25 protein-coding genes and 1 pseudogene are annotated in these 26,555 nt (G+C 69.4%); 22 read left to right on the forward strand and 4 right to left on the reverse strand.

The features are described 5' to 3' along the window. The 8 genes and pseudogenes from ACFOY2_RS45645 to ACFOY2_RS45680 form a co-directional block, all read left to right on the forward strand. Nucleotides 1-4,356, forward strand: a pseudogene (locus ACFOY2_RS45645) (hypothetical protein); the annotation flags it as partial. A gap of 24 nt (nt 4,357-4,380) precedes the next feature. Beyond that, on the forward strand, nt 4,381-6,630 hold the full coding sequence (locus ACFOY2_RS45650) for a fibronectin type III domain-containing protein (protein ID WP_379534409.1): 2,250 nt from the start codon (nt 4,381-4,383) through the stop codon (nt 6,628-6,630). A 136-nt stretch (nt 6,631-6,766) separates the two neighbouring features. After that, nucleotides 6,767-7,105 carry a hypothetical protein gene (locus tag ACFOY2_RS45655; RefSeq protein WP_379534410.1) on the forward strand — a complete coding sequence of 113 codons (339 nt, stop codon included), beginning with the start codon at nt 6,767-6,769 and terminating at the stop codon, nt 7,103-7,105. A gap of 225 nt (nt 7,106-7,330) precedes the next feature. Further along, nucleotides 7,331-7,813: a hypothetical protein gene (locus ACFOY2_RS45660; protein WP_379534411.1), complete on the forward strand. Its 483-nt coding sequence runs from the start codon at nt 7,331-7,333 to the stop codon at nt 7,811-7,813. Further along, a complete protein-coding gene (locus ACFOY2_RS45665) occupies nt 7,813-8,280 on the forward strand; it encodes a hypothetical protein (protein WP_379534412.1) in 468 nt (155 codons plus the stop codon). The genes ACFOY2_RS45660 and ACFOY2_RS45665 overlap by 1 nt, the downstream gene beginning before the upstream one ends. A gap of 70 nt (nt 8,281-8,350) precedes the next feature. Beyond that, nucleotides 8,351-10,354, forward strand: coding sequence for a fibronectin type III domain-containing protein (locus ACFOY2_RS45670; RefSeq protein WP_379534413.1), 2,004 nt, complete (start codon nt 8,351-8,353; stop codon nt 10,352-10,354). Between the two features lie 86 nt (nt 10,355-10,440). Continuing rightward, nucleotides 10,441-12,987, forward strand: a complete 2,547-nt coding sequence (locus tag ACFOY2_RS45675) for a fibronectin type III domain-containing protein (RefSeq protein WP_379534414.1) — start codon at nt 10,441-10,443, stop codon at nt 12,985-12,987. Nucleotides 12,988-12,996: 9 nt separating this feature from the next. After that, a complete protein-coding gene (locus tag ACFOY2_RS45680) occupies nt 12,997-13,422 on the forward strand; it encodes a hypothetical protein (RefSeq protein WP_379534415.1) in 426 nt (141 codons plus the stop codon). Between the two features lie 34 nt (nt 13,423-13,456). Here the strand turns inward: ACFOY2_RS45680 and ACFOY2_RS45685 are convergent, their stop codons facing one another. Then, entirely contained in the window at nt 13,457-14,191 is a 735-nt protein-coding gene (locus tag ACFOY2_RS45685) for a hypothetical protein (RefSeq protein WP_379534416.1), read from the reverse strand. A 136-nt stretch (nt 14,192-14,327) separates the two neighbouring features. Here ACFOY2_RS45685 and ACFOY2_RS45690 point away from each other — a divergent pair, with 136 nt between their 5' ends. Both ACFOY2_RS45690 and ACFOY2_RS45695 read left to right on the forward strand, forming a co-directional pair. Continuing rightward, entirely contained in the window at nt 14,328-14,687 is a 360-nt protein-coding gene (locus ACFOY2_RS45690) for a hypothetical protein (RefSeq protein WP_379534417.1), read from the forward strand. 88 nt (nt 14,688-14,775) lie between these two features. After that, the gene (locus tag ACFOY2_RS45695) at nt 14,776-15,216 is read left to right on the forward strand and encodes a hypothetical protein (protein WP_379534418.1); all 441 of its coding nucleotides are present in this window, start codon (nt 14,776-14,778) and stop codon (nt 15,214-15,216) included. A gap of 219 nt (nt 15,217-15,435) precedes the next feature. On the opposite strand, the gene ACFOY2_RS45700 is transcribed toward ACFOY2_RS45695, so the two are convergent. Further along, entirely contained in the window at nt 15,436-15,897 is a 462-nt protein-coding gene (locus ACFOY2_RS45700) for a hypothetical protein (protein ID WP_379534419.1), read from the reverse strand. A 427-nt stretch (nt 15,898-16,324) separates the two neighbouring features. Between ACFOY2_RS45700 and ACFOY2_RS45705 the strand changes: the two genes are divergently transcribed. From ACFOY2_RS45705 to ACFOY2_RS45740, 8 genes are all read left to right on the forward strand, one after another. Beyond that, on the forward strand, nt 16,325-17,134 hold the full coding sequence (locus ACFOY2_RS45705) for a hypothetical protein (RefSeq protein ID WP_379534420.1): 810 nt from the start codon (nt 16,325-16,327) through the stop codon (nt 17,132-17,134). Continuing rightward, a complete protein-coding gene (locus ACFOY2_RS45710) occupies nt 17,131-17,802 on the forward strand; it encodes a hypothetical protein (RefSeq protein ID WP_379534421.1) in 672 nt (223 codons plus the stop codon). The genes ACFOY2_RS45705 and ACFOY2_RS45710 overlap by 4 nt, the downstream gene beginning before the upstream one ends. Next, nucleotides 17,802-18,101, forward strand: a complete 300-nt coding sequence (locus ACFOY2_RS45715; RefSeq protein ID WP_379534422.1) for a WhiB family transcriptional regulator — start codon at nt 17,802-17,804, stop codon at nt 18,099-18,101. Before ACFOY2_RS45710 ends, ACFOY2_RS45715 begins: the two co-directional genes overlap by 1 nt. Nucleotides 18,102-18,268: 167 nt before the next feature. Beyond that, a complete protein-coding gene (locus ACFOY2_RS45720) occupies nt 18,269-18,430 on the forward strand; it encodes a hypothetical protein (RefSeq protein WP_379534423.1) in 162 nt (53 codons plus the stop codon). Continuing rightward, on the forward strand, nt 18,427-19,854 hold the full coding sequence (locus ACFOY2_RS45725; RefSeq protein ID WP_379534424.1) for a zinc finger domain-containing protein: 1,428 nt from the start codon (nt 18,427-18,429) through the stop codon (nt 19,852-19,854). The genes ACFOY2_RS45720 and ACFOY2_RS45725 overlap by 4 nt, the downstream gene beginning before the upstream one ends. A 33-nt stretch (nt 19,855-19,887) precedes the next feature. Continuing rightward, nucleotides 19,888-20,040 carry a hypothetical protein gene (locus ACFOY2_RS45730; protein WP_379534425.1) on the forward strand — a complete coding sequence of 51 codons (153 nt, stop codon included), beginning with the start codon at nt 19,888-19,890 and terminating at the stop codon, nt 20,038-20,040. Continuing rightward, a complete protein-coding gene (locus tag ACFOY2_RS45735) occupies nt 20,033-20,629 on the forward strand; it encodes a hypothetical protein (protein WP_379534426.1) in 597 nt (198 codons plus the stop codon). The genes ACFOY2_RS45730 and ACFOY2_RS45735 overlap by 8 nt, the downstream gene beginning before the upstream one ends. Continuing rightward, nucleotides 20,626-20,883: a hypothetical protein gene (locus tag ACFOY2_RS45740; RefSeq protein ID WP_379534427.1), complete on the forward strand. Its 258-nt coding sequence runs from the start codon at nt 20,626-20,628 to the stop codon at nt 20,881-20,883. Before ACFOY2_RS45735 ends, ACFOY2_RS45740 begins: the two co-directional genes overlap by 4 nt. 88 nt (nt 20,884-20,971) lie before the next feature. On the opposite strand, the gene ACFOY2_RS45745 is transcribed toward ACFOY2_RS45740, so the two are convergent. After that, nucleotides 20,972-21,190 (reverse strand): hypothetical protein, encoded by a 219-nt coding sequence (locus ACFOY2_RS45745; protein ID WP_379534428.1) that lies wholly within the window; start codon nt 21,188-21,190, stop codon nt 20,972-20,974. A 252-nt stretch (nt 21,191-21,442) separates the two neighbouring features. On the opposite strand from ACFOY2_RS45745, the gene ACFOY2_RS45750 reads away from it, so the two are divergent. Next, nucleotides 21,443-21,904, forward strand: a complete 462-nt coding sequence (locus ACFOY2_RS45750; protein WP_379534429.1) for a hypothetical protein — start codon at nt 21,443-21,445, stop codon at nt 21,902-21,904. A 3-nt stretch (nt 21,905-21,907) separates the two neighbouring features. Here ACFOY2_RS45750 and ACFOY2_RS45755 read toward each other — a convergent pair whose 3' ends face one another. Next, on the reverse strand, nt 21,908-22,591 hold the full coding sequence (locus tag ACFOY2_RS45755; RefSeq protein WP_379534430.1) for a GntR family transcriptional regulator: 684 nt from the start codon (nt 22,589-22,591) through the stop codon (nt 21,908-21,910). Between the two features lie 177 nt (nt 22,592-22,768). Between ACFOY2_RS45755 and ACFOY2_RS45760 the strand changes: the two genes are divergently transcribed. Genes ACFOY2_RS45760 through ACFOY2_RS45770 form a run of 3 tightly spaced genes read left to right on the forward strand, consistent with a single transcriptional unit; the run spans nt 22,769 to nt 26,419 of the window. Beyond that, complete coding sequence (locus ACFOY2_RS45760; protein ID WP_379534431.1) at nt 22,769-23,035, forward strand: hypothetical protein; 267 nt, start codon at nt 22,769-22,771, stop codon at nt 23,033-23,035. Then, nucleotides 23,032-24,195 carry a hypothetical protein gene (locus tag ACFOY2_RS45765; protein ID WP_379534432.1) on the forward strand — a complete coding sequence of 388 codons (1,164 nt, stop codon included), beginning with the start codon at nt 23,032-23,034 and terminating at the stop codon, nt 24,193-24,195. The genes ACFOY2_RS45760 and ACFOY2_RS45765 overlap by 4 nt, the downstream gene beginning before the upstream one ends. A 49-nt stretch (nt 24,196-24,244) precedes the next feature. Further along, nucleotides 24,245-26,419 (forward strand): hypothetical protein, encoded by a 2,175-nt coding sequence (locus ACFOY2_RS45770; RefSeq protein WP_379534433.1) that lies wholly within the window; start codon nt 24,245-24,247, stop codon nt 26,417-26,419. Nucleotides 26,420-26,555: the final 136 nt, after the last annotated feature.

Below are 26,555 nucleotides of genomic sequence, written 5' to 3' on the forward strand. Positions count from 1 at the left end.
TTGGCGGCGCTGATCGTCGGCTTCTCCGGGGTGGGGACGGCGTTGGGGGCGCTGTCGCAGGCAGACAAGCAGTCGGCGGCGTCGGCATCGTCGGCGGCGCAGGCCCGCGAGGCGGCCGCCGAGAGGATCAAGAACGCTGAGCGGGCGATTCGGGACGCGGCGCACGCCCGCATGCTGGCGAACGAGCGGGTCGGCGACTCCCGCGACGCCACGGTGGAGGCGGCCAAGGCAGTCGAGCAGGCCGAGGCCCGCGTCCGCGAGGCGGTCGAACGGGTGGCCGAGGCACGTCAGCGGGTCGCGGACGCGGTTGCCGCGGCGGCGGACCGGCAGGAGCAGGCCGCGCGCCGGGTCGAGATGGCCGAACGCCGGGTGGCCGAGGCGCAGCGCGCCACGCAGCGGGCCACGGAAGACCTGAACGAGGCCAGGAAGCAGGCCAAGGAGCGGCTTGAGGATCTTGCTCTGGCGGCGCGTGGCGGGGCTCTGGATGAGGAGTCCGCCAAGATCGCCATCGAGCGGGCCAAGGAGCGCTTGGAGAAGGTCAACAAGGACCCGTTCGCCAGTGACCTGGACAAACGCGAGGCGGATCTTGCGTACCGTCAGGCGCTGCTCCGGCTGGATGAGGTCAAGGAGCGCAACGGCGACCTGGCCGAGGAGAAGGCCGAGGCGGACGCCCGAGGCGTTGAGGGGTCCAAGGAGGTCGAGGCGGCCAAGGAGCGCCTGGCCGCCTCGATCCAGGCTGAAAAGGACGCCGAATACGAACTTTCGCAGGCGCGCAAGGACGCGGCGAAATCGGCTGTGGACAGCGCCCGCGCCATCGCCGACGCGCAGCGCGGCGTGGCCGACGCCATGCAGGGGGTGAAGGACGCCCAGGACGGCGTCAAGTCCGCGCAGAAAGCGCAGGTCCAGGCGGCACGCGGTCTTCGCGAAGCCTTGTGGGACCAGATGCTCGCCGTCGAGCGGCTGAAGGACGCCGAGGCCGAGCTGGCCAAGGCCCGCAAGGCTGCCAAGACGGCGGGCCAGACCGGCGGCGGTGGGCCGGATCCGGTCGCCCAGGCTCTGGCCGACCTGTCCCCTGCGATGCGCGAGCTCGTGTTGTACATCCACCGCGAGGTGCGGCCACAACTGCGCGACCTCAGATTGGACGTGCAGGAAGCGCTCGCGCCCGGCATCCAGCGTGGGGTGAAGGCGGCCCTGCCCCTGCTCGGCACCCTGCGCTCCGGCCTGTCTTCCTCCGCCACCGTGGTGGGGGACCTGGCCGAGGAATTCGGGGAGTTGCTCGGATCGCCCGCGTTCTCCGGCTACGTGTCACGGATCATGGGCCGCAACACCGAGGTCATCCGCCTGTTCGGCAAGGCAGGCATCTCCGCGTTCAAGGGCGTCGTGCGGATCATCGACGTGTCGATGCCGTTCGTGATCAAGCTTGCGGACGGGATCGCCCGCGGCGCCGACACCTTCGACAAGTGGACCAAGCGCGTCCGTGAAAACGGCGACATGGAGGAGTACTTCGAGGGGGCTTGGCTCGCCGCGTCCCGGGTGTGGCGGATCATCAAGAACGTCGGCGGCGCCATCGCCGGCATCTTCCGGCCGGGCAAGCAGGCCGGGGGCACGATGCTGGAGGACCTCGCGCAGGCGGCCGAGCGGTTCCACAAGTGGATCGATCAGCCGGAGACTCAGGAGCGGCTGAAGAGGTTCTTCGACGGGCTGATCCCGGTGATGCGGGAGGCTGGCGGGCTGATCAATGACGTCGCCACGTTCCTGGGGAAGATCACCGAGGCGTTGGTCGATGACGGCACCCTGACGGATTTTCTGGCGTTCCTGCGCGGCGTCGTCCAGTGGCTGACGAAGCTGACGGAGATCCCGTTCGTGGGCGACGTCCTGGGCTGGATTTTCGTGCTCGGCCTGGTCGCGATCGCTGTCAGCGCCCTGACGAAGAAGCTGTCGATCCTGGTGAAGGGCATCAAGTTGCTCGGCAAGGCAGGCAAGGGCCTGTCCAAGCTGACCGGCCTGTCCAAGCTGCTCGGCGGCGGCGACGATAACGACGGCAAGGGCGGCAAAGGGAAGAAGGGCGGCGGCCCGGACGTCGACGTGGACCTCGGCGGCGACGGCGACGGTGGGAAGAAGACGAAGGACGCGGCCAAGAACGCCGACAGGCTCGCCGACGCCTACGACGGTGTGGGCCGGTCGGCGGACCAGGCCGGGAAGAAGACGCGCGACCTCGGCAGCGGGATCGACGACACCGGCAAGAAGGCAGACGGCGGGGCGAAGAAGACCGGCGTCTTGTCCAAGGCTCTGGACGGGCTGCGGGGCGTGGCCGGGAAGGTCGGCGTCGGGCTCGGCGGCCTGGCCGGCGTGCTCGGCCTGGACAAGCTCGGCGATATCGGGACGAAGCTCAAGGCTTCCCTGTCCAAGGTGGACCTGACCGGCTCGTTGAAGAAGGTCAACCCGACCAGCCTGATCGCCAAGCCGACCGGGCAGATCAGCACCTCCTCGTGGTTCTCGAAGCTGAACCCGAAGAACCTGATCAGCACGGCCGGGGAGAAGATCAACCCGTCCGGGTGGGTGTCCAAGCTGAACCCCAAGGGGCTGGTGGGGGACGTCGGCGACAAGAAGATCGACCCCGGCGGCTGGATGCAGAAGGTCCGGCCGGACAGCGTGTTCGACACGAAGAAGAAGATCGACGCGTCGAGCTGGTTCACCAAGCTCAACCCGGCGTCGCTGTTCGACACCTCCGGCGGCGGCAAGTCCAAGACCGGTGCGACCGGCACGCCCACCCCCACCAAGACCGGCAAGACCGGCAAGGCGGGCACCGTCGCGAAGGTCGGGGGCGGAACGGCGGCTGTTGGCCTCGCCGTGGCGTCGATGTTCGGCGGCGACTGGATCGACGAGGTCCTGGCCAAGGCCGAGGAGCATCTCGGCAAGACCGGCGCGGGCGCGGCGAAGGGCGCGATCGACGGCGGCCTGATCGGGCAGATCGCCGGGCCGATCGGGTCGTTGATCGGCTCCGTGTACGGCGCCGCGAACGGCGCGGTGAAGGGCGGCGGCGGCAACACGACCGCGGCCGCGCTCGGCTCGGTCGTGTCCGCTCCGATGGCGCTGGCGGCCGGCTTCCTCCCTTCTCCGGAGGAGCTGTCCAAGAAGCTGGGGCCCGCGATCGCGGCGGTCAAGAAGGACTGGGCCGATATGTGGGCGTCGCTGACCGGCCAGTCGAGCACGTACTCGACCACTCTCAGCTCCAAGATCGGAGCCTTCACTACGGGGACGACGGCCAAGTTCGTCACCCTCAAGCAGGACGCGCCCCAGCACGTGAAAGACGCTTGGGCGGCCATCCAGGCGGACATTAACGCAGGTCTGCCGCCCAGCCAGGCTAAGATCGACGCCTTCGCCAAGGCCGGCGGGGCGAAGTTCCTGGACTTGAAGAAGGAAGCGCCGTCGGCGATGCGAGGCATGCTCACCGACATCCAGGCGCACGCGGCCGCGTCACTGCCGATCACCGCGCAGAAGTTCACCGACTTCGCCAAGAACGGGAACCTCAAGTTCGCCGAACTCAAGTCCGGGGCGCCCAAGTCGCTGCAGGAAGCTTGGAAGTCGATCCAGGCGGACGCGGCCGCAGGTCTGCCGCCGAGCAAGGCCAAGATCGACAAATTCATCTCGGACGGCGGGTTGGCGTTCGTCAAGCTCAAGAAGGAAGCGCCCGCGTCGGCGAAGGCCGCGTGGAAGGACGTGACCGACTCCACAACGTCCGGGTTGAAGCCAGCCGAGAGCGGAGTGACCGGCTTCCTGAAGCGGGTGCGCGAGTTCTTCGGAGAAGCCAAGGGCAAGATCAGCTCGGCGTGGTCCGGCGTGGCCGAGGCGGTCCGTCAGCCCATCCAGGGCGTGATCAACAGCCTCTACAACAACGGCATCGTCAAGCTGTGGAACTCGGTGGCGTCCAAGCTGAAGCTGCCCATCCTGCCGACGCTGCAGTTCGCGCTCGGCGGTGTCGTCCCGGGCGGCGGGTACGGGGTGATGCCCGGCTACTCCCCCGGCCGCGACACGATGCTCGCCGCCGTCAGCCCCGGTGAGGCGTGGCTGAGGCCGGAGGCGGCCCGCTGGCTCGGCACCGGCTGGATCAACGCCATCAACACCGCCGCCCGCCGCGGCCACCTTCAACGGTTCGCGAATGGCGGCGTCGTCGGCACCACGGCGGCGGACCTGTATCAGGCGTCGCGGTCGGCGCCGCGGGCTCGCGCGGTCGAACAGCAGCAGGCCACCGGGGTGGGCGGGTCGGCGACGGTGATCGTCAATCCGCAGCCCGGCCAGGACGAGATCCAGATCGGTAACCAGGCGGCGCGGCGCCTCGGCGCGCTGATCCGCTGAACAACTCGAACGAGGGGGGATCAGATGGGGCGCATCTGGCAGAACACCAGTCTCGGCGCCGGCCAAAGCACCTACGAGGTGTCGTTCCCGCAGGCGGCAACGGCCGGGAACCGGATCATCGTCGGCGTCGTGTCGCTTTTCGGCGAAGACGTTCTCTCGTCTGGCTACGAGTTGGTGGCGCAAAGCTTCGGCTACGCCGAAGTGTCCATCTACAGCAAGATCGCGGACGGCGGCGAGACGAGCTTCCGAGTCGATGGCGGCGAGGACAGCGACGTCATCTTGTACGCGGAGGAGCGGGACGACGCCCGTGACCTGCTGTTCCAACACAACGGATACGTCAACGGCGACACGGTCACGCTGAACAGGGTGACGGTGCCGCAGGTCTCGGCAGGCTACGTGTTCGCGGTGGAGGGCAGAATCCCGCCCGCCGTGCAGGGCGGCACGTGGACGCCTGCGCTGGCGGCGGCAGCAGCATCGGGCGGCTACTCCAACACCTTGACGCGCGCCCAGTTCTACGGAGCCGCGATCGGCGCCGCCGGCAACCGCACATACCAGGTCAATTACAGATCAAGTGGACCGACCGGGGTCACGCTCGCGGGGTTCGGCGTCACCGACCCGACCCCGCCGAGCATGCCGCCCGGCCTGCACGCCACCGACGTAGCCGACACCAGCGTGAGCATCGCGTGGAACCCGGCCACCGACAACGTCGGCGTGACCGCGTACGGGCTGTACCGCAACGGCTCCAAGGTGGGCGCCGACCAGACCGGCCGCACCTACACCTTCACCGGCCTGACCAAGGGCACCGTGTACGAGCTCGGCGTGGACGCCCGCGACGCCGCCGGTAACCGCTCTGAACGCTCCACCATCTCCGTGCTGGCGATCACTGACCTCGCGCCGCCGACACCGCCGGAGAATGTGCGGCTGGTCGACCTGGCGCACACCACCGCCACCCTGGCGTGGGATGCCGCCGCAGATGACGTCGGCCTGGCCGGATACGGCCTGTACGTGAACGGCAGCAAGGTAGGAGACGACCATTCCGAGCTGCAGCACACATTCACCGGCCTCGGCCGGGGCCGCGCCTACACGGCAGGCGTCGACGCGGTGGACACCAGCGGCAACAGGTCTCCGATCGTCACCCTCGACTTCACCACGATCGCCGACACGCTGCCTGGCGCTCCTCCCGGCCTGACCGCCACGCCCGGGGTGGAAGAGGTGACGCTGGCGTGGCAGCCCGCCACCGATGACCTCGGCATCGCCCGCTACGAGGTGCTCCTTGACGGGCAGGTGACCGCCGCGACCGCGACGCTCGGCTACGTCATCGAGGGCCTGAACCCGGGCGGCACCTACACAATCGGGGTGCGGGCGGTCGATGACGGCGGCGGCCGCGGCCCGATTGTGGAACTCGAGGTTTCGACGCTGGCGGCGGACTGGACGCCGAACGCAACGCCTGTCTACCGGCTGGAGGGGTGGACGGGCAATGCCCGCGATGCCTATGGCGTCGACTGGGTGGTCGAGCGTGAGGAGGGGTGGGCGTCGACGGCCGATGTGACGCCGTTGGAGGCGGAGTCCGATTCCAGCGACGGCGGGTTCTCCGGCCCGGGTAGCTTCGGCGCGCGGCGGATCACCCTGTCCGGGAAGGCGGTCGCCAACTCGCGGGCGAGCATGCTGGCCGCTCAGGACCGGATCAAGGCCGCCTTGACGCCTCGCGAGCTCGGCACGCTGCGGGTGCAGGAGGGCGGCCTGACCAGGCAGGCGCAGGTGCGGCTCACCGGCGGCGTCGAGATCAGCGACCGGGGCTCGATCGCGTTCGGGTGGGTGCTGCCGCTGCTCGCGCCGAACCCGCGCCGCACGGCTGTGCGCCCGATTTATGACGAGGTGGCGGTCGAGACGCTGCCGGGGTCGGCGTCGATCAGCATCCATATGGCCGGGGACTACCGGTGGATTCCGGCGCAGATCCGCGTGTGGGGGCCTATCAAGGATTTCACCATCACGCATCAGGAGTCGGGGTTGGTGATCCGGACGAAGCCGGGCACGGCGCTGCCCGCCGATTCGCGGTACAGCCTGGACATCGACTTGGCGACGCGGGTGGTGCTCGCGTACGTGCCGCCGGACGTGTACCCGGAGCCGCGCCCAGGCCGTGGCGCGCTCGGCTCGTTCCCGGCCCGGTTCGCCCTGAAGAACGGCCCGAACACGCTCATCTTGGCCGGCGATCCGGTGCCGGGGGCGGCGGGGAGCCCGCGCATGGTGGTCCAGGCGTGGGACTCCTGGCGCTAATCGGCAAGCGAAAGTTCCGCGCCCGCTTACGCAGCTCTGCGCGAGTGAGAAACATCGTGCCATGACGCTATGTAAATGAATTACTACACTGTGTAATATCTTGCTGTCTCGCCGCCTCAACGAAGGAGATCCCCCGATGCGTCTACCCACCGTCGCTGCCGCCGCTCTCACGGCCGCAGCCCTCCTCGCCGGCACTGCCCCCAACGCCTCCGCCGCCCAAGCCGCCGGTGTTCTGAACCTTTGGTCCGGCCTCAACCAGACCGGCCAGGTACAGCCCGTACCGGTACCCGAACGAGAAGGCTGCGTGACCCTCGACTCTCCGTTCCGAGCCCGATCGGCTGGGAACCGCAGCCAGAGCATCGCGGCGCTCTACACCAACGAAGACTGCTCCGGTGAACCAGCAGAGCTTGTCTCACCGGGCCGCCGGACCAGCTTCGCGCGGAATATCAACGTCGAGTCGGTTTCCTTCTCGTGAATCCCATCGGATGATGCCGCCAACGGCTCAGTGGGCGGCGATGACCCGCTGATCCAGTAACGCGCGGGTTTCCAGGTCCTTGGCCCTCGCCGCCCCCTGCTGGCGGCGAGGGCCTCTTCGCATTCCACTTACACCCTGCTGGTCCCTTCGTCTCCCGAGGTGCCCGCGACGTTAGCGGCCCTGCTCGGCATACTCCCTCACCGAGCCAAGCATTCGGGGGGATACATGGCCAAGTACACCGCGCACGCCGACGACGTCGCGTCCGGCACCGCGCAGAAGACCGTCCTGCAGATCGCCAACCCGGTCGCCAACCCTGGTAGCCACCGGATCGCCGTCTACGGCTACCGGATCTCCTACCGGGGCACCAACAGCGCCGCGCAGCCGGTCCGGTCGCTGGTGGCCCGGCAGACCACGGCGGGGGGCGGCGGCGCCGTCCCGCCCATCTCCGTGCCGGCGGTCAAGCTCGATCCGGCGACCCCGGACTCGACCATCACCGCGGTGAAGGGTCCGGCCGCCGTGTGGACGACGGAGCCGACGCTGGGCGACATCGTGATCGGGCAGCGCATCCACCCGCAGGCCGGAGTCAGCGAGTTCATTCCGTTCGGTGACGAGGTGATCGTCGCGCCGGGCGGCTGGCTGGCCGTCGTGGTTGTGGCGGCCGCCACGGTGGACGTGACCGCGCAGCTCTACTGGCGTGAGGGCCACTGATGGGCGAGCTTGTCGAGGACTTCAACGACACCGCGTACGTCGTCAGCATTTCCGGCAACTGGGCCCGATCCACGGTCACGCCGAGGCAGGGGGCGGGCTGTTTCAAGTCCGCCACGATCGGCGACAACGGAACAACCGACTGCACAGTGATCGTCCCGGGCGGGGCGAGCTCGGTCCGGTTCTGGTACCGGGTGTCGTCGGAGGCGAGCTACGACTGGTTCCGGTTCCTCATCGCCGGCGCCGAGAAAACCGAAGTCGCGGCGGCGGGGACGGTCCCCTGGACGCAGTCGCCCGAGTTCGCGGTGACGCCCGGCCAGACGCTGACCTTCCGATACACGAAGGACACCAGCGCCTCATCGGGTGAGGACTCCGCGTACATCGACGACCTCACGTTCACGATCGACGAGATGCCGCCTCGGCCGGTCTCCAACTGGGCTGCGGCAGTCACCCGCGCGTCCCGCTTCTAACCAGAACCCAACCCCCCTCACCCCCCGGCTTTCTGCTGCTCAACCCCCGGATTGGTGAGGTGACCCCGTCATGGCTCGATACGGTCGCGGCTACCCGGTGCCAGCCAGGCGCGTAGCGCCTCCTGTCTCGACGCTGCCGCCGGGGCCGCTCAATGTTCGCGTCACCGATGTCGGCCCGAACTCGGTGACGGTCGCGTGGGACCCGCCCGAGGCGGGCGCGCTCGGGTACGGCATCTACCTCGACGGCGTGAAGGTCGGTATCGACCAGACCGGCACGACGTTCACCTTCACCGGCCTGGTGGAGGGCCGGGCATACCTGATCGAGGTGGACGCGGCCGCCGCCGATGGCCGCTCCGACCGGCTGCAGCTCCAGGTCACCACCCCGGACGTCACCGCGCCCACCGTCCCGGGCGGGCTGACGGTGACGGGCAGGACCAGGACCACGCTGACGGTGTCGTGGCAGCCGTCGAGCGACAACGTCTCTGTGGCCGGGTACGGCATATGGCTGGACGCGCAGCAGCAGGGCGGCGACCAGGGCGGCCGCACCTACACGTTCACCGGCCTGACCGCTGATACCGCCTACCTGGTCGAGGTGGACGCGGCCGACCCGACCGGCAACCGCTCGGCGCGAGCCGAGCTCCAGGCGCGCACCGCGCCGGACATGCCGCCCTCGACGCCGCCGAACCTGCGGCCCACGTCGGTGGATTACACGGCGTTCTCCGCGGCGTGGGATGAGTCGTCCGACGAGGACCCGATCACCGGGTATGACGTCGCCCTCGACGGCGATGTGGTCGCGGTCAACCAGGCCGGGCGGACCGCAACGTTCACCGGCCTGGTGGAGAACAGCGACCATCAGGTGCGGGTGTGGGCCGTCGACCGGCTCGGGCAGCGCACGCTGGTGCCGGCCGAGCTGATCGTGCGGACGCTCGACGACACCCCGCCGACCGCCCCGACGCTCACGGTGGACGCGGCGGAGGAGTCGATCACCGTCGCGTGGAGTCAGTCGAGTGACGACTTCGGGGTGGTTGGCTACCGGGTCGACGTCGATGGGGAGGCGGTCCACTCCACCTCTGGCATGGATTTCACGGTGGACGGGCCCGTGCTGCGGCGGCATACGGTCACGGGGCTGACGGCTGGCCTCGAATACGGGGTGCGGGTCGCCGCCCTCGACACGCTCGGCCAGGAGTCGGCCGACAACACCGTGACTGTGGGCACGCCGCCTGTCCCGTACTCGGCGATCGAGTCGCCGGTCTACCGGATCGGCGCGTGGGCGGGCAACGCGCGGGATGCGTGGGGTGTGGACTGGGTGGTGGAGGACGCGCAGGGGTGGGCGTCCACCCCCGATGTGCGGCCGCGCTTGGCGCGGCTCGGCGGCGTTGATGGGGCGTGGGCGGGGGCTGGCCAGTACGCGTCCCGGGTGGTGACCCTGTCGGGGGTGGCGGTTGCGCCGTCCCGGGCGGCGATGCGGGAGGCCAAGCAGCGGTTCCTCGCGGTGCTGGAGCCGCGCGAGATCGGCGTGCTGCGGGTTGAGGATGTCCTACGCACCATGCAGGCGCGGGTGCGGCTGAGCGACATGCCGCCGCCCCAGGATGACGGGTCGTTGGCGTTCCGGTGGTCGCTGACGGTCAAGGCGACCGACCCGCGCCGGTACGCGGTCGCGCCCGTGTCGGCGACGGCCGTGGTCGCGTCGCTGCCGGGCGAGGCGTCGCTGACGCTGACGATGGCGGGCACGTACCCGCAGATCCCGGCCCGCATGAGGTTGTACGGGCCGATCAAGGATTGGACGATCACGCACGAGGAGTCGGGGACGGTGATGCGGGCCATGACCGGCTCCAGCCTGCCCGCGGACCCCCAATACAGTCTCGGTTTCGATCTGGCGACGAGGCAGGTGTGGGCGTACGTGCCGCCCGAGATCTGGCCAGTTCCTCGGCCTGGCCGGTCGGCGGTGGCGCATCTGCCTGCCTGGTTCATGCTCCTGCCCGGGGCGAACACGCTGACGTTGGCTGGCCAGCCCATCGCCGGGGTGTCGGGGAGTCCGCGACTGGTGGTGGAGGCGTTCGACGCCTGGGTGTGACCCGCCGGAGCTGAGACGACGTTAGCCCCCAGATTCGGGATGATCCGCCGCGCATCTACCCACATCAGCCATCGGGGGGCGGCGGTATGGGATTGGTTCGGATGGCGACGCCGTACACGACGCAGTCGGCGTCTACGTCACACACCTACTCGTTCGGGTCGGTCGGCTACGGCAACCGCATCGTGTTGTTCGTCAACTCGTACGCGGGCGTCAACAGCATCTCGGGCGGCTACACCGAACACGAGTGGACCAGGCACACGTTCGGTATCCGCATGCTGTCTAAGATCAGCATGGGCAGCGATTCGTCGGTCACGGTCAGCGTCTCCGACAGCACCGACCGCATCAGCATATGGATGTATGAGCTGTCGGACGCGGATGTCTTCTACGGCTCCAGTACCGGGTTGACGTCCAGTTCCGCCTATTACGGCGCGTCTGATTTGCCGGACGGGTGCGTGTCGCTCATCGGCTGCGCCGTCTACGTGGCGGGCAGCGACACCTCCACGGTGTCCTGGCCGAGCGGCTACTCCCACAAGGGGTTCGCGTTCCGGGACTGGAACGATGGCGCCCCAAGAAGGGTCTACTCGACCACGGCCGTGAACGAGTACGCGTCCGGGTCGGTGTCGTGGTCGCAGAAGCTCATCAACGGTCTGCCGTCCGCCACGCCGAATTACGCGTGGGCAGCGGGCACGTGGGGGCCGAACCCGGACGAGACCCCGCCCTCGGTGCCGGGGAATCTGCGGCTGACCGGAATGACGCCGACGTCTGTGACGGTGGCGTGGGACGCCTCCACGGACGACAGCTCCGGGGTGGCGGGCTACACGACGTACATCAACGGCGTCGAGAAGGGCACCACCACCAGCCGCACGGGCACGTTCAGCGGGTTGACGGCCGGCGTGTCGGTGACGGTCCAGGTGGACGCCTACGACTATGAGGGCAATCGCTCGGAGAAGGCCGAGCTGGTCGTCACACCGATCAACGACACCACGCCGCCGGTCCCCCCGGTGGTGAAGGTGACCGGGCTCGCCGCCGGGAAGATCACGATCGGGTGGGATACCCCGTTCGATCAGTCCGCGGTGGTGTCGTACGGCGTCCACCTGAACGGGGTCAAGAAGGCCGAGCAGGCCGGTAGGACGTACACGTTCTCCGGGTTGACGGCCGGCGCGGTCTACACGGTGGCAGTGGACGCGCTCGACCTGCTCGGCAACCGTTCCGCCAAGGGATCGCGGACGGTGAAGGCGCAGGCCGACACCACGCCGCCGACCGTGCCCGGCGCGGTGGCCGTGGTCGCCACCTCCAAGACAGCCATCACCCTCACCTGGAACCCGTCCACGGACGACAACGTCGGCGTCACCGGGTACGGCACCTACCTCGGCGGGCTGCGCATCGCCGAGGTCCCCTCCCGCGTCTACACCTTCACCGGGCTGACGCCGGGCGTCACCTACTCGGTCGGCGTCGACGCGACCGACGAACTCGGCAACCGGTCCGCCCGGGTCATGCTCCAGGCCACCACCCTCCAGGACCTGTCCGGCGCGGCCCCGCCATACGAGTACGTCCTGTACGACTGGGACTCTCATCTGCCGCTCGACTCGCTGCCGCTCCAAAACGTGTCGTTCGAGATCACGCTCGGCGGCACCGGCACCCTGTCGGCGGACATCCCGCTGTTCGACGCCGCGTACACGATCGGCCGGATCGCCGCGGCGACAAGGCCTGAACGGACCATGATCCTGGTTTATCGCGGAGAGCAGCTCGTGTGGGGCGGCCGGATCGTGGACCCGCAGGACTACGACAGCGAGTCCGGGGTGTTGAAGATCTCGGCCGAGGAGGTCATCGGCATCTACGGCCACCGGTACGTGGCGTTCACCGGCCCGCGCGCGGGGACGAGATCGGACACGGAGGTGACGTGGCTGCTCGAACACGCTTCCTCGGCAGCCGACCGGCGGTGGCTCACCTACGAGGGCGTGGCCGGCACCGGCACCCCCGTCGACCGCGAGTACCGGTCGGAGGACTTCTCGACGATTCTCGACAAGGCTGCGGAGGTGGCGGCGGCGCCGGGCGGGTTCGACTGGTATGTGAAGCCGGGCTGGGATGCCGTGGCCGACCGGCCCCGGTTCATCCTGCGGCGCATCAACCGTGACAGCCCGCCGGACACGGGCTTGACCCTCGAGTTCCCCGGCAGCGTCAGGAGATTCCGAAGGTCTACGCGGCGTGGTCTGGCGACGAGGACATGGGGGCAGCTTCGCATCCCGGACGGCGGGGTTCTGCTGTCGTCAGTGACCCGGCAGGATCTGCTCGCGGAGGGGTGGCCGCTGATCGAGCAGGCGTGGACGTTCGACGGTTTGACGAGTCAGGCCGCGCTCGACGCGGAGACGAAGCGCGCCTCGGACGCGTCGGGGGGCGCCAAGCAGCTCCTTGAATTCGACTTGGCCATCACATCCGACGTGAGGTGGTGGCAGTGGGAGCTGGGCGGCATGGCACGGGTGGTGGTGACGGACCACCTGTATCCGGCGCTGCCGGACGGGTCGCCGGGCCTGGACCGGAACATGAAGATCGTGTCCTTGAAGGTGCAGCCGGACTCAGATGAGGGCGAGCTGGTGACTGTGACGACCGGCGAACACACCGTCGCCGCCGACTGAGGAGGGCCCATGGCGAAGATTGCGGCGGGTGACCTGCAGCAGGCCGACCTCGTGCGCATGATCTCGGATCTGCGTGCGCGGGTGAAGGCGCTGGAGTTGCAGGCGGCGGTGCGGACCATCCCGTTCGTGCCGGTGGCCGACAGCGTCACCTCGACCACGCTGACGCGGGTCGCCTGGACGACGTTCCCCCGGTCGGGCAGCGCGGTGACGGCGGACGTGTCGCTCACCTTGTCGGGGGCGTCGTCGGCCGAGGTGCAGTTGCGTGCGGACGGAGCGCAGATCGACTCCAAGACCGTGACGGCGTCGGGGACGGTGACCGTGAGCGGCTTCCTGCCGGAGCAGTGGGCGTTCGGCTCGCGGAAGGTGGTGGACGTGCAGGTGAAGGTCAACGCCGGGTCGGCGGCAGTGGCCGTGGTGGGCGGCTCACACCGATAAACCGGTCCGACGCTGGACTTCCCGCGCGGCAAGTTCAGCGTCGGCGACGGGTGGGGCCGCGGACTTCTGGGGTGCGGCCGCGGACGTCACGGCGGGTCCGGTGCGGCTGCTCGTGGATCTCCCAGGCGTAATTGACGGCGTCGAGGATCATCTTCTCCACGTCGCGGTCGGCGTGCTTGTCGATGGCCATGCGGGCGATGACGCCGCCGGGGACGCGGGGCGGGTGTTCGGGGAGGTTGTTGGCGTGGAGCCGCATCCAGAATATGTACGCGCGCTCCCGCTCCTGATCCGGGCCGGGGAACTCCTTCTGCACCTGCGCGCGCAGGGCCTTGACGAACTCTCTCACGGCGGGCTCGGTGGCTTTGCGCAGTGCCTCCCATTCGGTGGCCACGTCTTCGGGCAGGTAGACGCTGACTTTCTTGTGCACGGGCGAATCGGGTCCGGCGCCGAACCGGCCGACGTCGAGCAGCGCCTGCCTGCTGACGTGCGCGTATCGGGCGACGTCGAGCGCCTTGGGTGGCCGCTTCATGAACCGGATGACGGCGGTGGCGATGACGTCACTCAGTGAGCACGGTGGCCGGTCGTCCAGGTTGAAGAACGTGCGCAGCGGGCCGCCCTTGTGCCGGATGCCGGGCAGGGGCCGGTCCTCGTCCAACCGGTCCCGCCACCGGTTGATGGCGGCAGCCTGCGTGCCGGTGAGTTGCCCGGTCGTGTAATGGAAGAGGGCCGGTTTCGTCTCTTCGTCCGGGCTTTGATCGGGACTTTCCACGTGGGAAGTTCACTCCGCCGGCGCGCGGCCGCGCAAGGGGAATCGCCGAATTGGTGGCCGGCGTGGCGACGTAAGCCCGGTTTGTCCCTATCGTGCCGCCCCGACGTGACGGGCCTGACGGTAGTGGGGGTGCGGGATGGCCGACGAGCAGAGCGAGCAGGCTTGGGTGGCGGGACAAGTGGCCGAGGTTCGGCGGATCGCCGAGGTGGGGTTCACCGACGTACGCGGCCAGTTGGCGTTGATCTTGCAGCGGACTGAGCACGGCGAGCGGCGGCACGCCGAGTTGGCCGACACGGTGGCCGAGAACCACCGCGCGGTGTCGGAACGGCTGGACGAGCACGCGAAGGCGATCCAGGCGGCGGCCGAGGAGCGGGCAGCCGAGCGATCGCGGGTGCAGACGATGGCCGACAACGCGAAGCGGTTCTCGACGTGGGTGCCGATCGCCGTGTCGCTCGTGTTTGGCGTGCTCGGCATCGTACTCAAGACGTGGGCCTGACAGGGCTCTGACCTGGGCCGGGCGACGTTAGCCCCCTGCTCGTGCACCATCCCGCCCGGACAGTCCAATCCTTCCGAAGGAGCCGATCATGGTTCACCGTCTTCCGGGCATCCCCGAGGCGCTGCTGCGCGGTGCCCGATCTCTTCTGCAGAACCTGCTCTCCGTTGCGGTCGTGGCCGGCGGCGGCGCGATCGTGACGGCGGGCGACGCCGTCGACGCGGGCACGCTCGGCGTGGTCGGCGGTCAGGCTGCGCTCGCCGCGGTGCTCGCCTACGTGTACAACCGGTTCAAGCCTGCGGGTGCGCCGGGCGTGGGTGAGGTGCCGCTGCGCGCCAACCGGTCGCTGTGGCAGAACGTCCTGTCGGGTGCGATCGTCGCCGGCGGCGCGGCTGCGGCCGGAGTCGCTTCTGGCGATCTGAAGACCATCGGTTTCGCGGTGGCGCAGGCGGCCGGAGCTGCGGTGATCTCCGCGCTGTACAACGTGGCGCGGCCTCTGAAGGTGGAGGACGCCAAGACGGCGGGAATGTGAACCCGTCTTGGGCCGCTTATGATGTGCGACAGACGTGTGGTCCTTTTCCTGGGGCGCCGTCTCGTGCGCGTCCGCCGGACAGGGGTACCGCCTTCGGCCCTTTCGGGGGTTGACTGCCCGCCGGAGTCACGGGCGCGCACACTGATCTTGAACGCGAAGGGCCCTCTCCCTGTGGCTGTGGGGAGAGGGCCCTTTCGTGTGCCCCGGGGAGGGGTCACGTCATAGGCGCGCGGACACCGGGTGTGTGGGGGCCGGCGCGGCTTCGCGCGGGTCGAGGTGGCGGCTCATCCACTGGTCGAGGTGGTGGGCGGCGGTGGCCGGGTCGTCCGGGCATGAGTCATGGATTTCGGCCGGGCAGGTGGGCCGGAGATCGCCCCATAGTCCTTGGGGGTTGTCGACCATGTGGGTCTTGTTGAGGTGGCCGTACTGGCGGACGAAGGTGAATTCGTCCACGCCGAACAGGGCGGCCAGGTCCTCATCGAGGGTGCCGCGCATCGTGTCGGTCATGATGCAGCGGGCGACCACCTTGTTCATGGTCTTGAGGGCGTTGAGCGCTTCCCGGGTTAAGTCGCCGGGTTCGCGGCGGTCGTCGTCCACGGTGGAGACGAGGTTGAGGAGCCGGTTGATGGTGTGCGCGGCCGCGTTGGAGACGCCGAGCCGGGCGACCTGGTCTCCGGTCATGTCCGCTGTGGTGAAGCGAAGTTCAAATCCGTCAGGTGGCTGAGACATGGGAAGAGGGTCTCCTGTGCTTCGGCGTTGGGGGTCGCGTCAGCGTGGTGCGGTGGCACTGCGCAGTAGGCGTTGGTGGTTTCTTGGTGAAGCGTAGAGATCTTATTGCCGGTTGGTAACCCCTTCGCTTATTTGCCCTGGTCGCGGGTCGGCTACTGAGTGATCGTTCAGGAGTTGCGAGACGGCGGGGGCGGGTGTATTGACCGGGTTCGCGTTGGGCTATAGTCTGATCAGACAATAAATGACCCTTATATTTTAAGTTGCTAGAGAGGGAGTAGTTTAGTGTGCCCCGCGCCTCCCCGGCGCGGCTCGAATTCACGGCAGCGGCGGCGGGAGCGGTCCCAACGCCCTGGCGTAGCCCCAGGAAACGGAGAGCGTCTTGACCAGCACCACCCCGCCCAACCCGGTCGTGATGACGCCCGAGGTCGCCGCGAAGCTCCGCGAGCCTTTCGCGGAGGCGAAGATCGGCAAGCTGCCGCGCGTCACCTGCCGCAACTGCTCGAAGAACTACGGGCAGTGCGACCAGCACCAGAAGACTTGGTGCGACGCCTGCAACGGCAAGGTGTCACCGCAGCACATCCACCTCGACTACGTCGGCCACGCCGACACCACCGACCGGTTCCTTGAGGTGGACCCGTCGTGGAACTGGGAGCCGCTCGCGTACGACCAGCGCGGCCTACCCGCATTCGATGAGCACGGCGGCTTGTGGATCAAGCTGACCATCGCTGGGGTTACCCGGCTCGGGTACGGCGACGCGCAGGGCAAGACCGGCGCGAACGCGGTCAAGGAGGCGATCGGTGATGCGTTCCGCAACGGCGGGATGCGCTTCGGTGTCGCCCTCGACCTGTGGCGCAAGGACATGCCGGAGGCCGAGGAGGGCCACCGCCGGGGCGGCCGTGGCCCTGCGGCCGCGCCCCCGCCGCCGCAGGGGCCTGACCCGGTGTGGCTGGTGAACATCATGGCCGAGATCCACGCCGCGACGACCTACGACGAAATGAACACGATCGGCAACCGGATCGACGCTGAGTTCCGTGCTGGTCGGATCGTGCAGGGCGACGACGTCGCCACCGCGCTCGGCGCGGTGTTCATGCCGAAGCGGCAGGAACTGCTCGACCAGCGGAACGCCTCCCGCGCGGCGAACCGCGACGCGGTGGAGACCGAGGCGGTTGCGGAGGCGTTGAGCGCATGAGCACCAACGACGTCAAGGCGGCGGGCTCCACGCCCGCCGCCCCGGCGGCCCCGTCCGGCCGCGCCATCGCCACCGAACTGGCCATGGCCCGCTACCTGGAGAAGCACAAGATCGGCGACGTCATCAAGGACCGGATCGCAACCTTGAAGACCTCCACCGACGATGGCATGCCGCTGCTCGCCCCGGGCGGCACGGAGATCGCCCACATCGCGGGCCAGATCTTCGCGACCGTCACGCAGCCGAAGGTCGGCTACCAGTTCCGGGTCACCGACTCGCCTGCGTTCCAGGAGTGGGTGGAGCAGAACGCGCCCACCGAGGTCGGCCGCACCGTCACCGTGGAGGTGACGGGGAGGGAGACCGACCGCGTGATGGCCGCCCTCGAAAAGTTGCTCGGCCCCGGCCGCGCCCAGCTCACGGTAGAGGTACGGCCCGCGTTCATCACCCTCCTCGGCGACGCCGCAGCCAAGCACGGCGTGACCGCCGATCCCCGCACAGGTGAGTTCGTGGACATCCCCGGCGTGACGATCGTGCCGACCAACCCGTCCCCGACCGTCAAGTTCACCCCTGACGCCGACCAGGTGATCGCCCACGCCTACCGGGCGGGCCTGTTCAGCGGCTCCCGTCTGGCGGCGATCCTCGCCCTCCCGGCCGCCGAGGGCGGCGAGTGATGGCCAGCCGGATCAAGCGGGCCCTGATCTTCCCCGAGTGGCACACCCGGGCCGCCTGCCGTGGCGTGCCCGGCTGGGTGTTCGTCAACGACACCGAGCCGCTCCGGGGAGGCCGCCCCCGCCCCTCGTACAACGAGGCCAAGGCGAAGGCGTACTGCAAGGGATGCCCCGTCCGTGAGCGGTGCCTGGACGAGGCCATCGCCATGGGCGAAGAGGACACCGTCCGAGGCGGGCTCAATTCCGACGAGCTCCGCAAGGAGCGGCAGCGCCGCCGGGGCCTGGCCAGCGCCGCCGCCTAACAGGCTGCGACACGCCCGGGATGCACAAACCTGCTGGGCGTGACCAGCCAAAACACACCGCAGATCTTCGCCGTTGGACGTAAGTCTCGCGACCTGTTTGGGTCCGCGAGCCCGGCAACCCACGCCGGACACCTTCGGTCCCCCACCGAGAGAAAGACCTCCGCAGCATGCTGTTCGACTTCTGGAAGCGCCGCACCACGGCCGCCTCCACCCTGCCCGAGCCGTTCGCCGCGCCCTCCGACACGGAGCTGGCCGGCTGGCTCGCGCACCTCACCGCCGACGACGTTCCCGCCGGACGCCACCCCTACGTGCAGGTGGGCGCCCGATGAGCGACTACTCGGACGGCGGCCACATCGAGATCGACGGGCCTGACGGGTTCCGGATGATCCCGGACACGCTGATCTTCAACAGCGTAATCAAGGACGTCGACGTCCGCCTGTACGGCGTCCTGCTGTGGCACGGCCGCTCCGGCAACGGCATCTTCCCCGGCCGCAAAACCCTCGCGCTGGAGTTGGGCAAGTCCAGCGTCCGCACCATCGACAGCTCGTTCGACCGGCTGCAGGAGCAGGGCTACCTGACGATCACCCCGCAGTGGGACGAGACCGGCGGACAGGACCGCAACCGCTACCGGCTGCACTTCCACCCGCTCCCGCCCGCACAGCGCCAGAAGCGGGAAATCACGCCCGCCATCGACACCCGAACCCTGAAAGACCAGGTCGGCACCGGGGCGCAAAAAATTGCGCGGGGGGTCGGCGAGGCGGCGCAGCCTCATGAGGGGTGCGCAGAAAATTGCGCGGGGGGGAGCGCAACAGATTGCACGGGCCCTGCGCAAAATTCTGCGCACCACAAGAGAAAGGAACCTAAGAGAAAAGAAGAGGAAGGGAAACAAGATCTTCCTCCCGCCGTAGGCGAACTACAGGTAGGTGGGGAGCCGGGCGGCGCGGGCCTGCGGCCCGGAGCAGAACCCGGATCCGCCACCCCCAAGGCAGCAACGACGACCCATCCGGCCGCCGCCGTGTTCGAGCACCTGCCCGAGGAGCTTCGCCGCCGCATCAGCCGCGGGGCGTCCGGCCGCGTGCTGGCCGCGATCCAGCGGGAACTGGCCAACCGCAGCGTCGACCAGCTCGCCGAGCGGATCGAACGCCGCTGGACGTGGTGGCAGCACAAGGGCGAACGGGTCCACGACGCGGTCGCCGCCGCCATCACCATCGTCCAGGCCCGCGTCTGCGCGAACGCCAGGTGCGAGGACGGCCAGGACCTCGACCACGGCGGGGACTGCACCGCCTGCCAGGGTGGGAAGCGCCGCACCGACACACCCCCACCGTCCACGCCGCCCAAAAGCGCACCGGCCACCCCGGCGGTCACGCCTAAGGGCGCCGCGACGCCGACGCCGCCCACTTGGGAGGAGCGCCGCACCGAGCTGGACGAGCTGGCCGCCGCCTCGGCCGCCAACGAGGAGCCCCGCCGCGAGCCCTCCAAGGCCCCTGCGGCGCGCGGAGAGATCGCCAGCAAGGCGATCAAGGACCTCCGGGCGTCCCTGCGCCCCAAGAAGCTCTCACCGCGCGATAAGGAGCTCCAGGCGGCCAAGCAGGTGTACTGCGAGACGTGCGGCGCCGACCAAGGGTTCTGGTGCCTCGACCGCGACCAGCAGGAGATGCCGCACCCGAGCAAGCTCCACCCCGCCCGAGTCCTGGCCGTCCGCGCGAGCAGCCAGCCCGCCGAGCAGCCCGACGCCGAGGAGAACGCCGCATGAGCGCGCCCACGACGCGGACGGTGCGGGTGTGCGATGGATGACCTCGAATTCGCCCGGCTCCGCGCGGAGGTCGCTGACCCCCGGACCGGCTACCGCGCCGGCGTCGACGCCGCCAGCCAGGCCGTCGCGGAAGCGCTCGACAATCTCCGCTACTCCAACCCGAGGAAGGGCCCCATCCGTGACTGACCGGATAGAACTCGTCGTGAACGCCGAAGGGCTCGCCCTGCTCGTACCCGGCGACGACCCAGCCGAGGCCTACCGCCAAGCCGTCGAGTTCGCGGCCGACGACGACGTCACAGTGGACGGCTCCCCGGCCGACATCTTCACCCGGTCAGTGCGCGGCCTGCCCTCGTGCGGGCCGCTGTGCTGCGGGTGCGGCGATGACGTCCACTACGTGATAGCACAGGACGGCACCGAGGGCGCGTTCCGGGCCGCGTTCGTCGCCTGCCACGTCTGCACCGACGAGGAGCGCGCCGAGCGGGAGGCCGCCGCCGAGGCGATCCGGTGCGAGACCAAGATGAGCTGGATCGGCATCGACCTCGGCCAGTGCCACGCCGCCGGAGTCGCCATCATCGCGTTCACGTGCGGCCACGGCTGCGAGCGCGCCCCGCAGCGCGTCTGCGCCATGCACCGCGACGGCGCCATCGAGACCACGAAGGGCACCAGCGACATCTCCATCTGCCGCTCGTGCGAGGAGGCCGGCCGCGAAGACGTGCCGATCCGGCTCCTGTCCTGCAAGCCCCTCACCACCGAAGACCAGGAGGTCACCCGATGACGATCACCATCCCCGAGCAGACCGCCCCGGCCACCGAGCCGGCCGCACCCGCCGAGCAGGTGGCCGGGTACGTCGTGGTCGACGCCAACCAGATCGGCGACCTGTCGGGCTGGATGACCCCGCGCATGCGCGCCACCGCCGCCCAGGCCCAAAATGACCTCGACTTCTGGAGCGACTCCGGCCGCACCGACACTGATATGGATCTGCGCGTGGCCAAGCTCGTGCTCCTGGACGACCAGGAGCCGCTGTCCTGAAACACAGCTCCCATCCCCTCCGCAAGATCTCGGGGGATGGGAGCCGACGAGCTAGAGATGTCGTAGCCGAGTTGCGGCTGGACATCTTCTAAGGGGTAGGGCCCTTGTCCTGCGGCGAGGACGGGCCCTCCACAGCGGGCGGGACAATCGCGTTGAAGAACGGGATGGCCAGCCCGAAAGCTCCTCCGCTGTACAGGAAAGCCATCTGCCAGACGGTTCCAGCGGACAAGGTCAACGCGAACGCAACGGCCGCGACGAAGGCCGCGGCCATAACAATGACTGCGGCTCGGACGGTGAGCAGGTACATCGCTTCTCCCATCGGGGGATGCGGGCACGTCGGTCGTACCTCGCTTCGAGCAGTCCGTACTGGGGCGCCGACCTGCTCTGAAACCAGCTTCGAGCCCCGCCGGAGCAGTTGATCCTTTTAGTTGAAGCGGTTTTCGGGGCGGTAAACAGCAAGATCACCGCGTTCTGGTTACGTCATTCGTTGTTCAAGGTTGTCGAAAGTAGGGTTTCCTGGTTCTGACATGCCGGAGGTTGTCGAAGGAGAGCAGCCCACATGGTGAGAGCGATAGCCATGCCCTCCAAGGATCAAGTACCCGAGGGCCCTCATCGCGATCTGTTGATCGTCCTCTTCCAGATGTACCGAAGTGCGGGGCGCCCCCCGCTCAAGCAGATCGTTGATGTGGCGAAGGAGATGAATCTGTCAGGCACCGCCAGCCAGGAGACGGTCCGCCGCACCCTCCACGGAAAGGTCATCCCAGAGCGGTGGGAGACGGCCTATGCCGTTTACGCTCCGCTATGTCAACTCGCCGACATCGACCCTAACGAGGAGTACTACAAGGACAACGAGTACAACGGGTACGACGAGCCGCCCACGTCAACGCACAAGGAGCTGTTCCGGCAGGCATGGAGCGCTGCTTTCGACACGGAGGAACTGCCGCCGTCGCCCCTCGGCTCGCGAGTCGAGAGGACCGCCCAACCCGCTGCCACGGACTTCTCGGATGAGCCCCCGTTCTGACTTCTACGCCTCCGGCTTTTGGAGTGGGGCGAGGTCGTACTGCAAGCTGGTCCGGTCGCCGGGATACACCTCGACCCGCATGCCCACCAGTCGCCGATCCACGGACAGCCACACCACGTGCTCAAGTACAGGCGTCCCTCGGACGAGGTCCAGCAGCGTGGATTCGTCATGGGTCGGCATGCGCGCGACCACGTTGGCCGTCCCCCGTATCGGGGTCATGCCAGCCTCCATGAGCAGCAGCAGGTCCGCTCTTTCCAACGGGGCCGGGCTGGTCAGCGCGGGGATCTCGCGGGTGACGGTGCGGGCCCAATAGGTGTCGCGGATGCTGTCGCCGACCACGCGCCGCCGGAACACCCCCGGCTCGGCGTCTGGGTCTTCCAGCACGGGCGGCGTCTCCACGACGGCGACCTCCACCGTAGCGCCGAACTCCCGGTTGATCGTGTCGAGCTCCACCGCCCGCACGGTGCGGTCGTAGCCGCGCACAAACACACCCTTCTTCGGAATGGCCACGGCCAGGCCCTCGGCGACGAGGTCCTCCATCGCCCGCTGCACCGTCACCCGCGACACCCCATACCGCTCACGTAGCGCGTTCTCGCTCGGCAGCAGATCACCAGGCTTCAACTCATGACGCAGGATGCGTGACCGCAGGTCCTTGGCGATCTCCTCGAAGGGGTGCCCTGCGGCCATGAGTATCCATCCCGTCCCTGTTGGTGGTGTGCCGACACCCAGCGTGCCAGCGATTCGTGCCACCGGGATACCGGTCGTGGCAGTCAACGTCAACAACCCCCTCTTGGCTATCTACACCTCTCAAGCTAGCTTGTAAGGTGTAGATAGCCAAGAGACCGATTGGAAGGGGCGGAGGAGATGAAGGTTCTGATCCCGCCGCGCGAGCCGTGCCCCCTGTGCCAGGGCCGCGGCTCCATGACCTACAGCGGGGCGTTCATCGCCTGCTGCTGGGGCTGCTCCGGCACGGGGCGGACCCGCGACTGGCACACGTTCCAGGTCGTCGCCCTCCAGGCGTTCGCTCTCCTGGCCGCGTCGGCGGCCGGCGGCGCGTTCGTCGCGTTCCTGACCGGTGACCTCGCCGCCATCGCCGACGCCATGGCCGCGTTCGTGGCGGTGACCCCATGACGTACGTGAAGGTCGAACGACCCGAGGAGCCCGCCGACGACGGCGACGAGGTCACCGTGGAGGAGCACATGCCCGCCCCGGCCCCGGCCGAGGAGGAGCCCGAACCCATCACCGACGACGGCGGGGCCTCCCCCGCATTCGCTCCCGGCCGGACGCTGCTCGTGGGCGGCCTGGCCACGGCGACGCTGCTCGTCACCGGCCTCTACCAGCTCGCCGGAGTCGGCGGCCTGGTCGGCGGCGGCGTGGCAGCCGCCGGGGCGGGCGCCGCATACGTGGCCCACCGCCGCGGCACCCTCTTCCGCAAGCGGCCCGGCCGTGGCGGAAGCGGCGAGTCGGCCAGCACGGAAGGCGGCCGCCGGTCGCGCCGGAGCGGGAGCGGCTGGGCCGGATTGAACTTCCCACGCGGGAAGTCCCATTCGTCCGATCGCCGCTCGGCGCCCCGGGGCGGCACCGGCCCCGCTTCGGCGGCGTCCCGCCACGGCGGCAGGCAGGAGCGGTTCGACCGCGTCCGCCGCGCGGGCCGCGACGTCCGCGCCTGGGTGAACCGGCGCACCGGCCGTCGAGGCGGCTGGCGGCGCCGGTTCGGGCATGCGTGGGACATCGCCACCCGGCTCGGCTTGCACGCCCTGTTCACGCGGCTGATCGCGCGGGCCCGCCGCCTGCTCGGCAAGACCCCCTCCCCCGGCTCGGGCGACCAGCCCGGCACCGACGACAAGCCGCAGACCTCGACCCCCGCGGACTCAACCCCCGCAGACTCCACCCCACCCCGCACCGAAAGGACAACCACCGTGAGCGGCAGCCGCATCATCGCCACCAGCACCGCCGACAACCCGCTCGTCATCATGTCCGCCGAGATGATCGGCGCCGCCTCCAGCTACGCCGTCCCAGACATGATGATCGTCGCCGAACACCTGGACGCCCTGCACCAGGTGGGGCAGAACCTCACGCTCGCCTACCAGCGGTTCGGCGCACGCCTCCAGGCCGCATACCCGATCCACGCGGCAGTCGTGGAGCACTTCCAGCACCTCGTCAAGGGCTCCGCAGCCCTCATCCCGCCCGCCCAGCAACTCGCGACCACCTTCCGGCTGGCGCACGCCGACGACATCGCCCGCCGCGAAAAGCCCCGCACCAACGAACACCTGTGGAACATGCCGGCCTGACCCTGCCCGCCCCAACCCCCGCACCTGCACGACACCGAAGGAGAAGCACGTGGCCACCACCACCCCACAGCGCAGCCGCCGGCAGCAGCCGACCGCGCTTCAGGGTGTCCTCGCCTCGGCCGTCCAGGCGACCGGCGCCCTCGCGGCGACCGGCTCCCTCGGCGACGTGTTCGGCCTGCACCCCGTGTGGGGTGCGGTCGGCACCGTCGCGGCCGCCGCCACGACCGTGGTGGCCAACGCCCGGCACGCCTCCCCTTCCGCGCTCCTGTACCGGCTGTCGTGCTGGTGCGGCGCAGGCACGTGGCTCACCTGGGTGCTGTCCACCGGCCTGTGGCAGACCGGCAACTTCGCCGCGCTCGGCATCGGCGCGCTCGCCGCCACCCTCGCCGCCCCGCTCGCCTACCGCGACCGGCAGCGCCTGGAGGTGGCCGCCGGTCGCGGCGCGCTCGTGCTGCGCTCCACGTCCCGCCTCGCGCAGGACTGGGAGCGGCGCATCGCCCGCGTCTGCACCATGAACGTCCTCGTGGAGGACCTGCGGTTCTGGCCCGGCCGGACCGGCTACGACCTGCTCGTCCGGCTGCCCGGCGGCGGCCGTACCCGCTCCGACCTGGAGCGCGGCGCCGACGCGCTCGCCGCCGACGCGCGCCTGCCGAACGGCTGCGGCGTCGAGGTCACCAAGGGCCCCGACCGGGGTTCGGCGTGGCTGCGCGTCGGCACCGTCAACCGGCTCGCCGAGACCGTCCCCTACCCGGAGGACTTCACCGCCACGAGCTTCTTGGACCCGAAGACGCTCGGCGAGTTCCGCGACGGCTCCCCCGTCGACGTCGTCCTGCGGCAGAAGGCCGGCCTGTTCACCGGCCAGCGCGGCAGCGGCAAGACGGGCCTGCTGCACGTCACCACGGCCGAGGTCGGCCGGTCCCGCGACGCCGTCGTGATCCACATCGACCTCAACGGCGGCGGCGTCTCCCAGCCGTGGCTCGACCCGTGGATCGAGGGCGAGATCGAGCGGTCCCCGCTCGGCTGGGCCGCCTCCAACATCGAGGAGGCCGTCCTGGTGTCGCGGGCGATGCTGGCCATCGCCAAGGACCGCAAGAAGTCCACCCGGCGGATCAAGAAGGCCGCGAACTCCCAGCTCCTGCCCATCTCGGAGAAGCTGCCCGCGTACGTGATCCTCATGGACGAGTCCGCCGAGGGCATGGCCGCCTCGGCGCATCCGCTGTACGCGGAGTTCCGCGCCAACATGGAGGAGGTCCAGCGCATCGGCCGCAACGAGGCGGTCGAGGTGTACTTCTCCGCGCTGCGCGCCACCTCCGACGTCATCTCGCCCAACGTCAAAAAGCAGTCCACGCTGCGCATCGGCATGTTCGTGCAGGACGCGGAGGAGATCGCCTACCTGTTCGGCTGGAACAAGGGCATCAGCATCGAGGACCTCGACGGGCCCGGCTGCGCCTTCATCCAGCACGACCAGGAGCGGCCGCGCCCCTTCAAGGCGTCGTACATGGAGTTCCTCCAGATCGGCCGCGCCGCCGTGGCGATCTCCCGCATCCGGCCCGAGTTCGACCCGGCCGCCGCCCGCGCCGCCCGCACGTCGATCGGCGACCTGTTCGACAGCCGGTACGACCGGATGCGGGCCGCATTCACCGACCTCGACGTCGACGACGACGAGTACGGCGACGACGACGGCCAGGCCGCCGCGCTCCCGGCCGTGCACACGCCCGCCCCGGTGCCGGTCGTGCCGCAGCAGCGGGGCGACTTCGCGCTGCAGTTCGGCGCGAACATGGCGGACTGGCCGCACCCGATGGACATCGCCGCCGCCCTCACCGGCCACCCGCCAGTGTCGTCGGCGAACATCCGTGTGACGGCCGCGCTGCCCGCCACGGTGCAGGCCCCGGAGCTGATCGCGCGAGCGCTGGCCGTCTTCCAGGCGGCGGGCGACGACCGTATCCACTCCGAGGACCTGGCCGCCGCGCTCGGCTTCCCCGGCACGACGGAGCTTGCCGCCGCGCTGGCCCCATACGGGATCACGGCGCTGAAGAACGCGTTCGAGCGGAACGGTCAGCGGCGCCGCGGCTACGACCGATCCCACTTCGTTGCCGCCACGCAGGGTGACCGGCAGGAGGGGGCGGGAGAGGGCGGGGACGGCCCCGGAGACCCCCACACCCCCCACGTGGGGGACCCCCACACCCCCACACCCTCCCACGTGGGGGCCACACAGCAGCAGTGACCAGCGAAAACAGCGTCCGGTGTGGGGGGTTGTGCGACCCCCACACCCCTCCCCCGGACGCGCTGGAAACCCCGCCTACCCCTCCCCTCCCCCGGCTCCCACACCCCCACAAGCACCCCGCTCAAGACCCTCCGTT

It is taken from the genome of Nonomuraea purpurea (assembly GCF_042650645.1).
Classification (GTDB): Bacteria; Actinomycetota; Actinomycetes; order Streptosporangiales; family Streptosporangiaceae; genus Nonomuraea; species Nonomuraea purpurea.

Excerpts from the sequence above, each read along its gene's own strand:
- ACFOY2_RS45650 (WP_379534409.1), top strand. The coding sequence starts at position 4,381 with ATGGGGCGCATCTGGCAGAACACCAGTCTCGGCGCCGGCCAAAGCACC.
- ACFOY2_RS45655 (WP_379534410.1), top strand. The coding sequence starts at position 6,767 with ATGCGTCTACCCACCGTCGCTGCCGCCGCTCTCACGGCCGCAGCCCTC.
- ACFOY2_RS45660 (WP_379534411.1), top strand. The coding sequence starts at position 7,331 with ATGGCCAAGTACACCGCGCACGCCGACGACGTCGCGTCCGGCACCGCG.
- ACFOY2_RS45665 (WP_379534412.1), top strand. The coding sequence starts at position 7,813 with ATGGGCGAGCTTGTCGAGGACTTCAACGACACCGCGTACGTCGTCAGC.
- ACFOY2_RS45670 (WP_379534413.1), top strand. The coding sequence starts at position 8,351 with ATGGCTCGATACGGTCGCGGCTACCCGGTGCCAGCCAGGCGCGTAGCG.
- ACFOY2_RS45675 (WP_379534414.1), top strand. The coding sequence starts at position 10,441 with ATGGGATTGGTTCGGATGGCGACGCCGTACACGACGCAGTCGGCGTCT.
- ACFOY2_RS45680 (WP_379534415.1), top strand. The coding sequence starts at position 12,997 with ATGGCGAAGATTGCGGCGGGTGACCTGCAGCAGGCCGACCTCGTGCGC.
- ACFOY2_RS45690 (WP_379534417.1), top strand. The coding sequence starts at position 14,328 with ATGGCCGACGAGCAGAGCGAGCAGGCTTGGGTGGCGGGACAAGTGGCC.
- ACFOY2_RS45695 (WP_379534418.1), top strand. The coding sequence starts at position 14,776 with ATGGTTCACCGTCTTCCGGGCATCCCCGAGGCGCTGCTGCGCGGTGCC.
- ACFOY2_RS45700 (WP_379534419.1), bottom strand. The coding sequence starts at position 15,897 with ATGACCGGAGACCAGGTCGCCCGGCTCGGCGTCTCCAACGCGGCCGCG.
- ACFOY2_RS45710 (WP_379534421.1), top strand. The coding sequence starts at position 17,131 with ATGAGCACCAACGACGTCAAGGCGGCGGGCTCCACGCCCGCCGCCCCG.
- ACFOY2_RS45715 (WP_379534422.1), top strand. The coding sequence starts at position 17,802 with ATGGCCAGCCGGATCAAGCGGGCCCTGATCTTCCCCGAGTGGCACACC.
- ACFOY2_RS45720 (WP_379534423.1), top strand. The coding sequence starts at position 18,269 with ATGCTGTTCGACTTCTGGAAGCGCCGCACCACGGCCGCCTCCACCCTG.
- ACFOY2_RS45725 (WP_379534424.1), top strand. The coding sequence starts at position 18,427 with ATGAGCGACTACTCGGACGGCGGCCACATCGAGATCGACGGGCCTGAC.
- ACFOY2_RS45730 (WP_379534425.1), top strand. The coding sequence starts at position 19,888 with ATGGATGACCTCGAATTCGCCCGGCTCCGCGCGGAGGTCGCTGACCCC.
- ACFOY2_RS45740 (WP_379534427.1), top strand. The coding sequence starts at position 20,626 with ATGACGATCACCATCCCCGAGCAGACCGCCCCGGCCACCGAGCCGGCC.
- ACFOY2_RS45745 (WP_379534428.1), bottom strand. The coding sequence starts at position 21,190 with ATGTACCTGCTCACCGTCCGAGCCGCAGTCATTGTTATGGCCGCGGCC.
- ACFOY2_RS45750 (WP_379534429.1), top strand. The coding sequence starts at position 21,443 with ATGGTGAGAGCGATAGCCATGCCCTCCAAGGATCAAGTACCCGAGGGC.
- ACFOY2_RS45755 (WP_379534430.1), bottom strand. The coding sequence starts at position 22,591 with ATGGCCGCAGGGCACCCCTTCGAGGAGATCGCCAAGGACCTGCGGTCA.
- ACFOY2_RS45760 (WP_379534431.1), top strand. The coding sequence starts at position 22,769 with ATGAAGGTTCTGATCCCGCCGCGCGAGCCGTGCCCCCTGTGCCAGGGC.
- ACFOY2_RS45765 (WP_379534432.1), top strand. The coding sequence starts at position 23,032 with ATGACGTACGTGAAGGTCGAACGACCCGAGGAGCCCGCCGACGACGGC.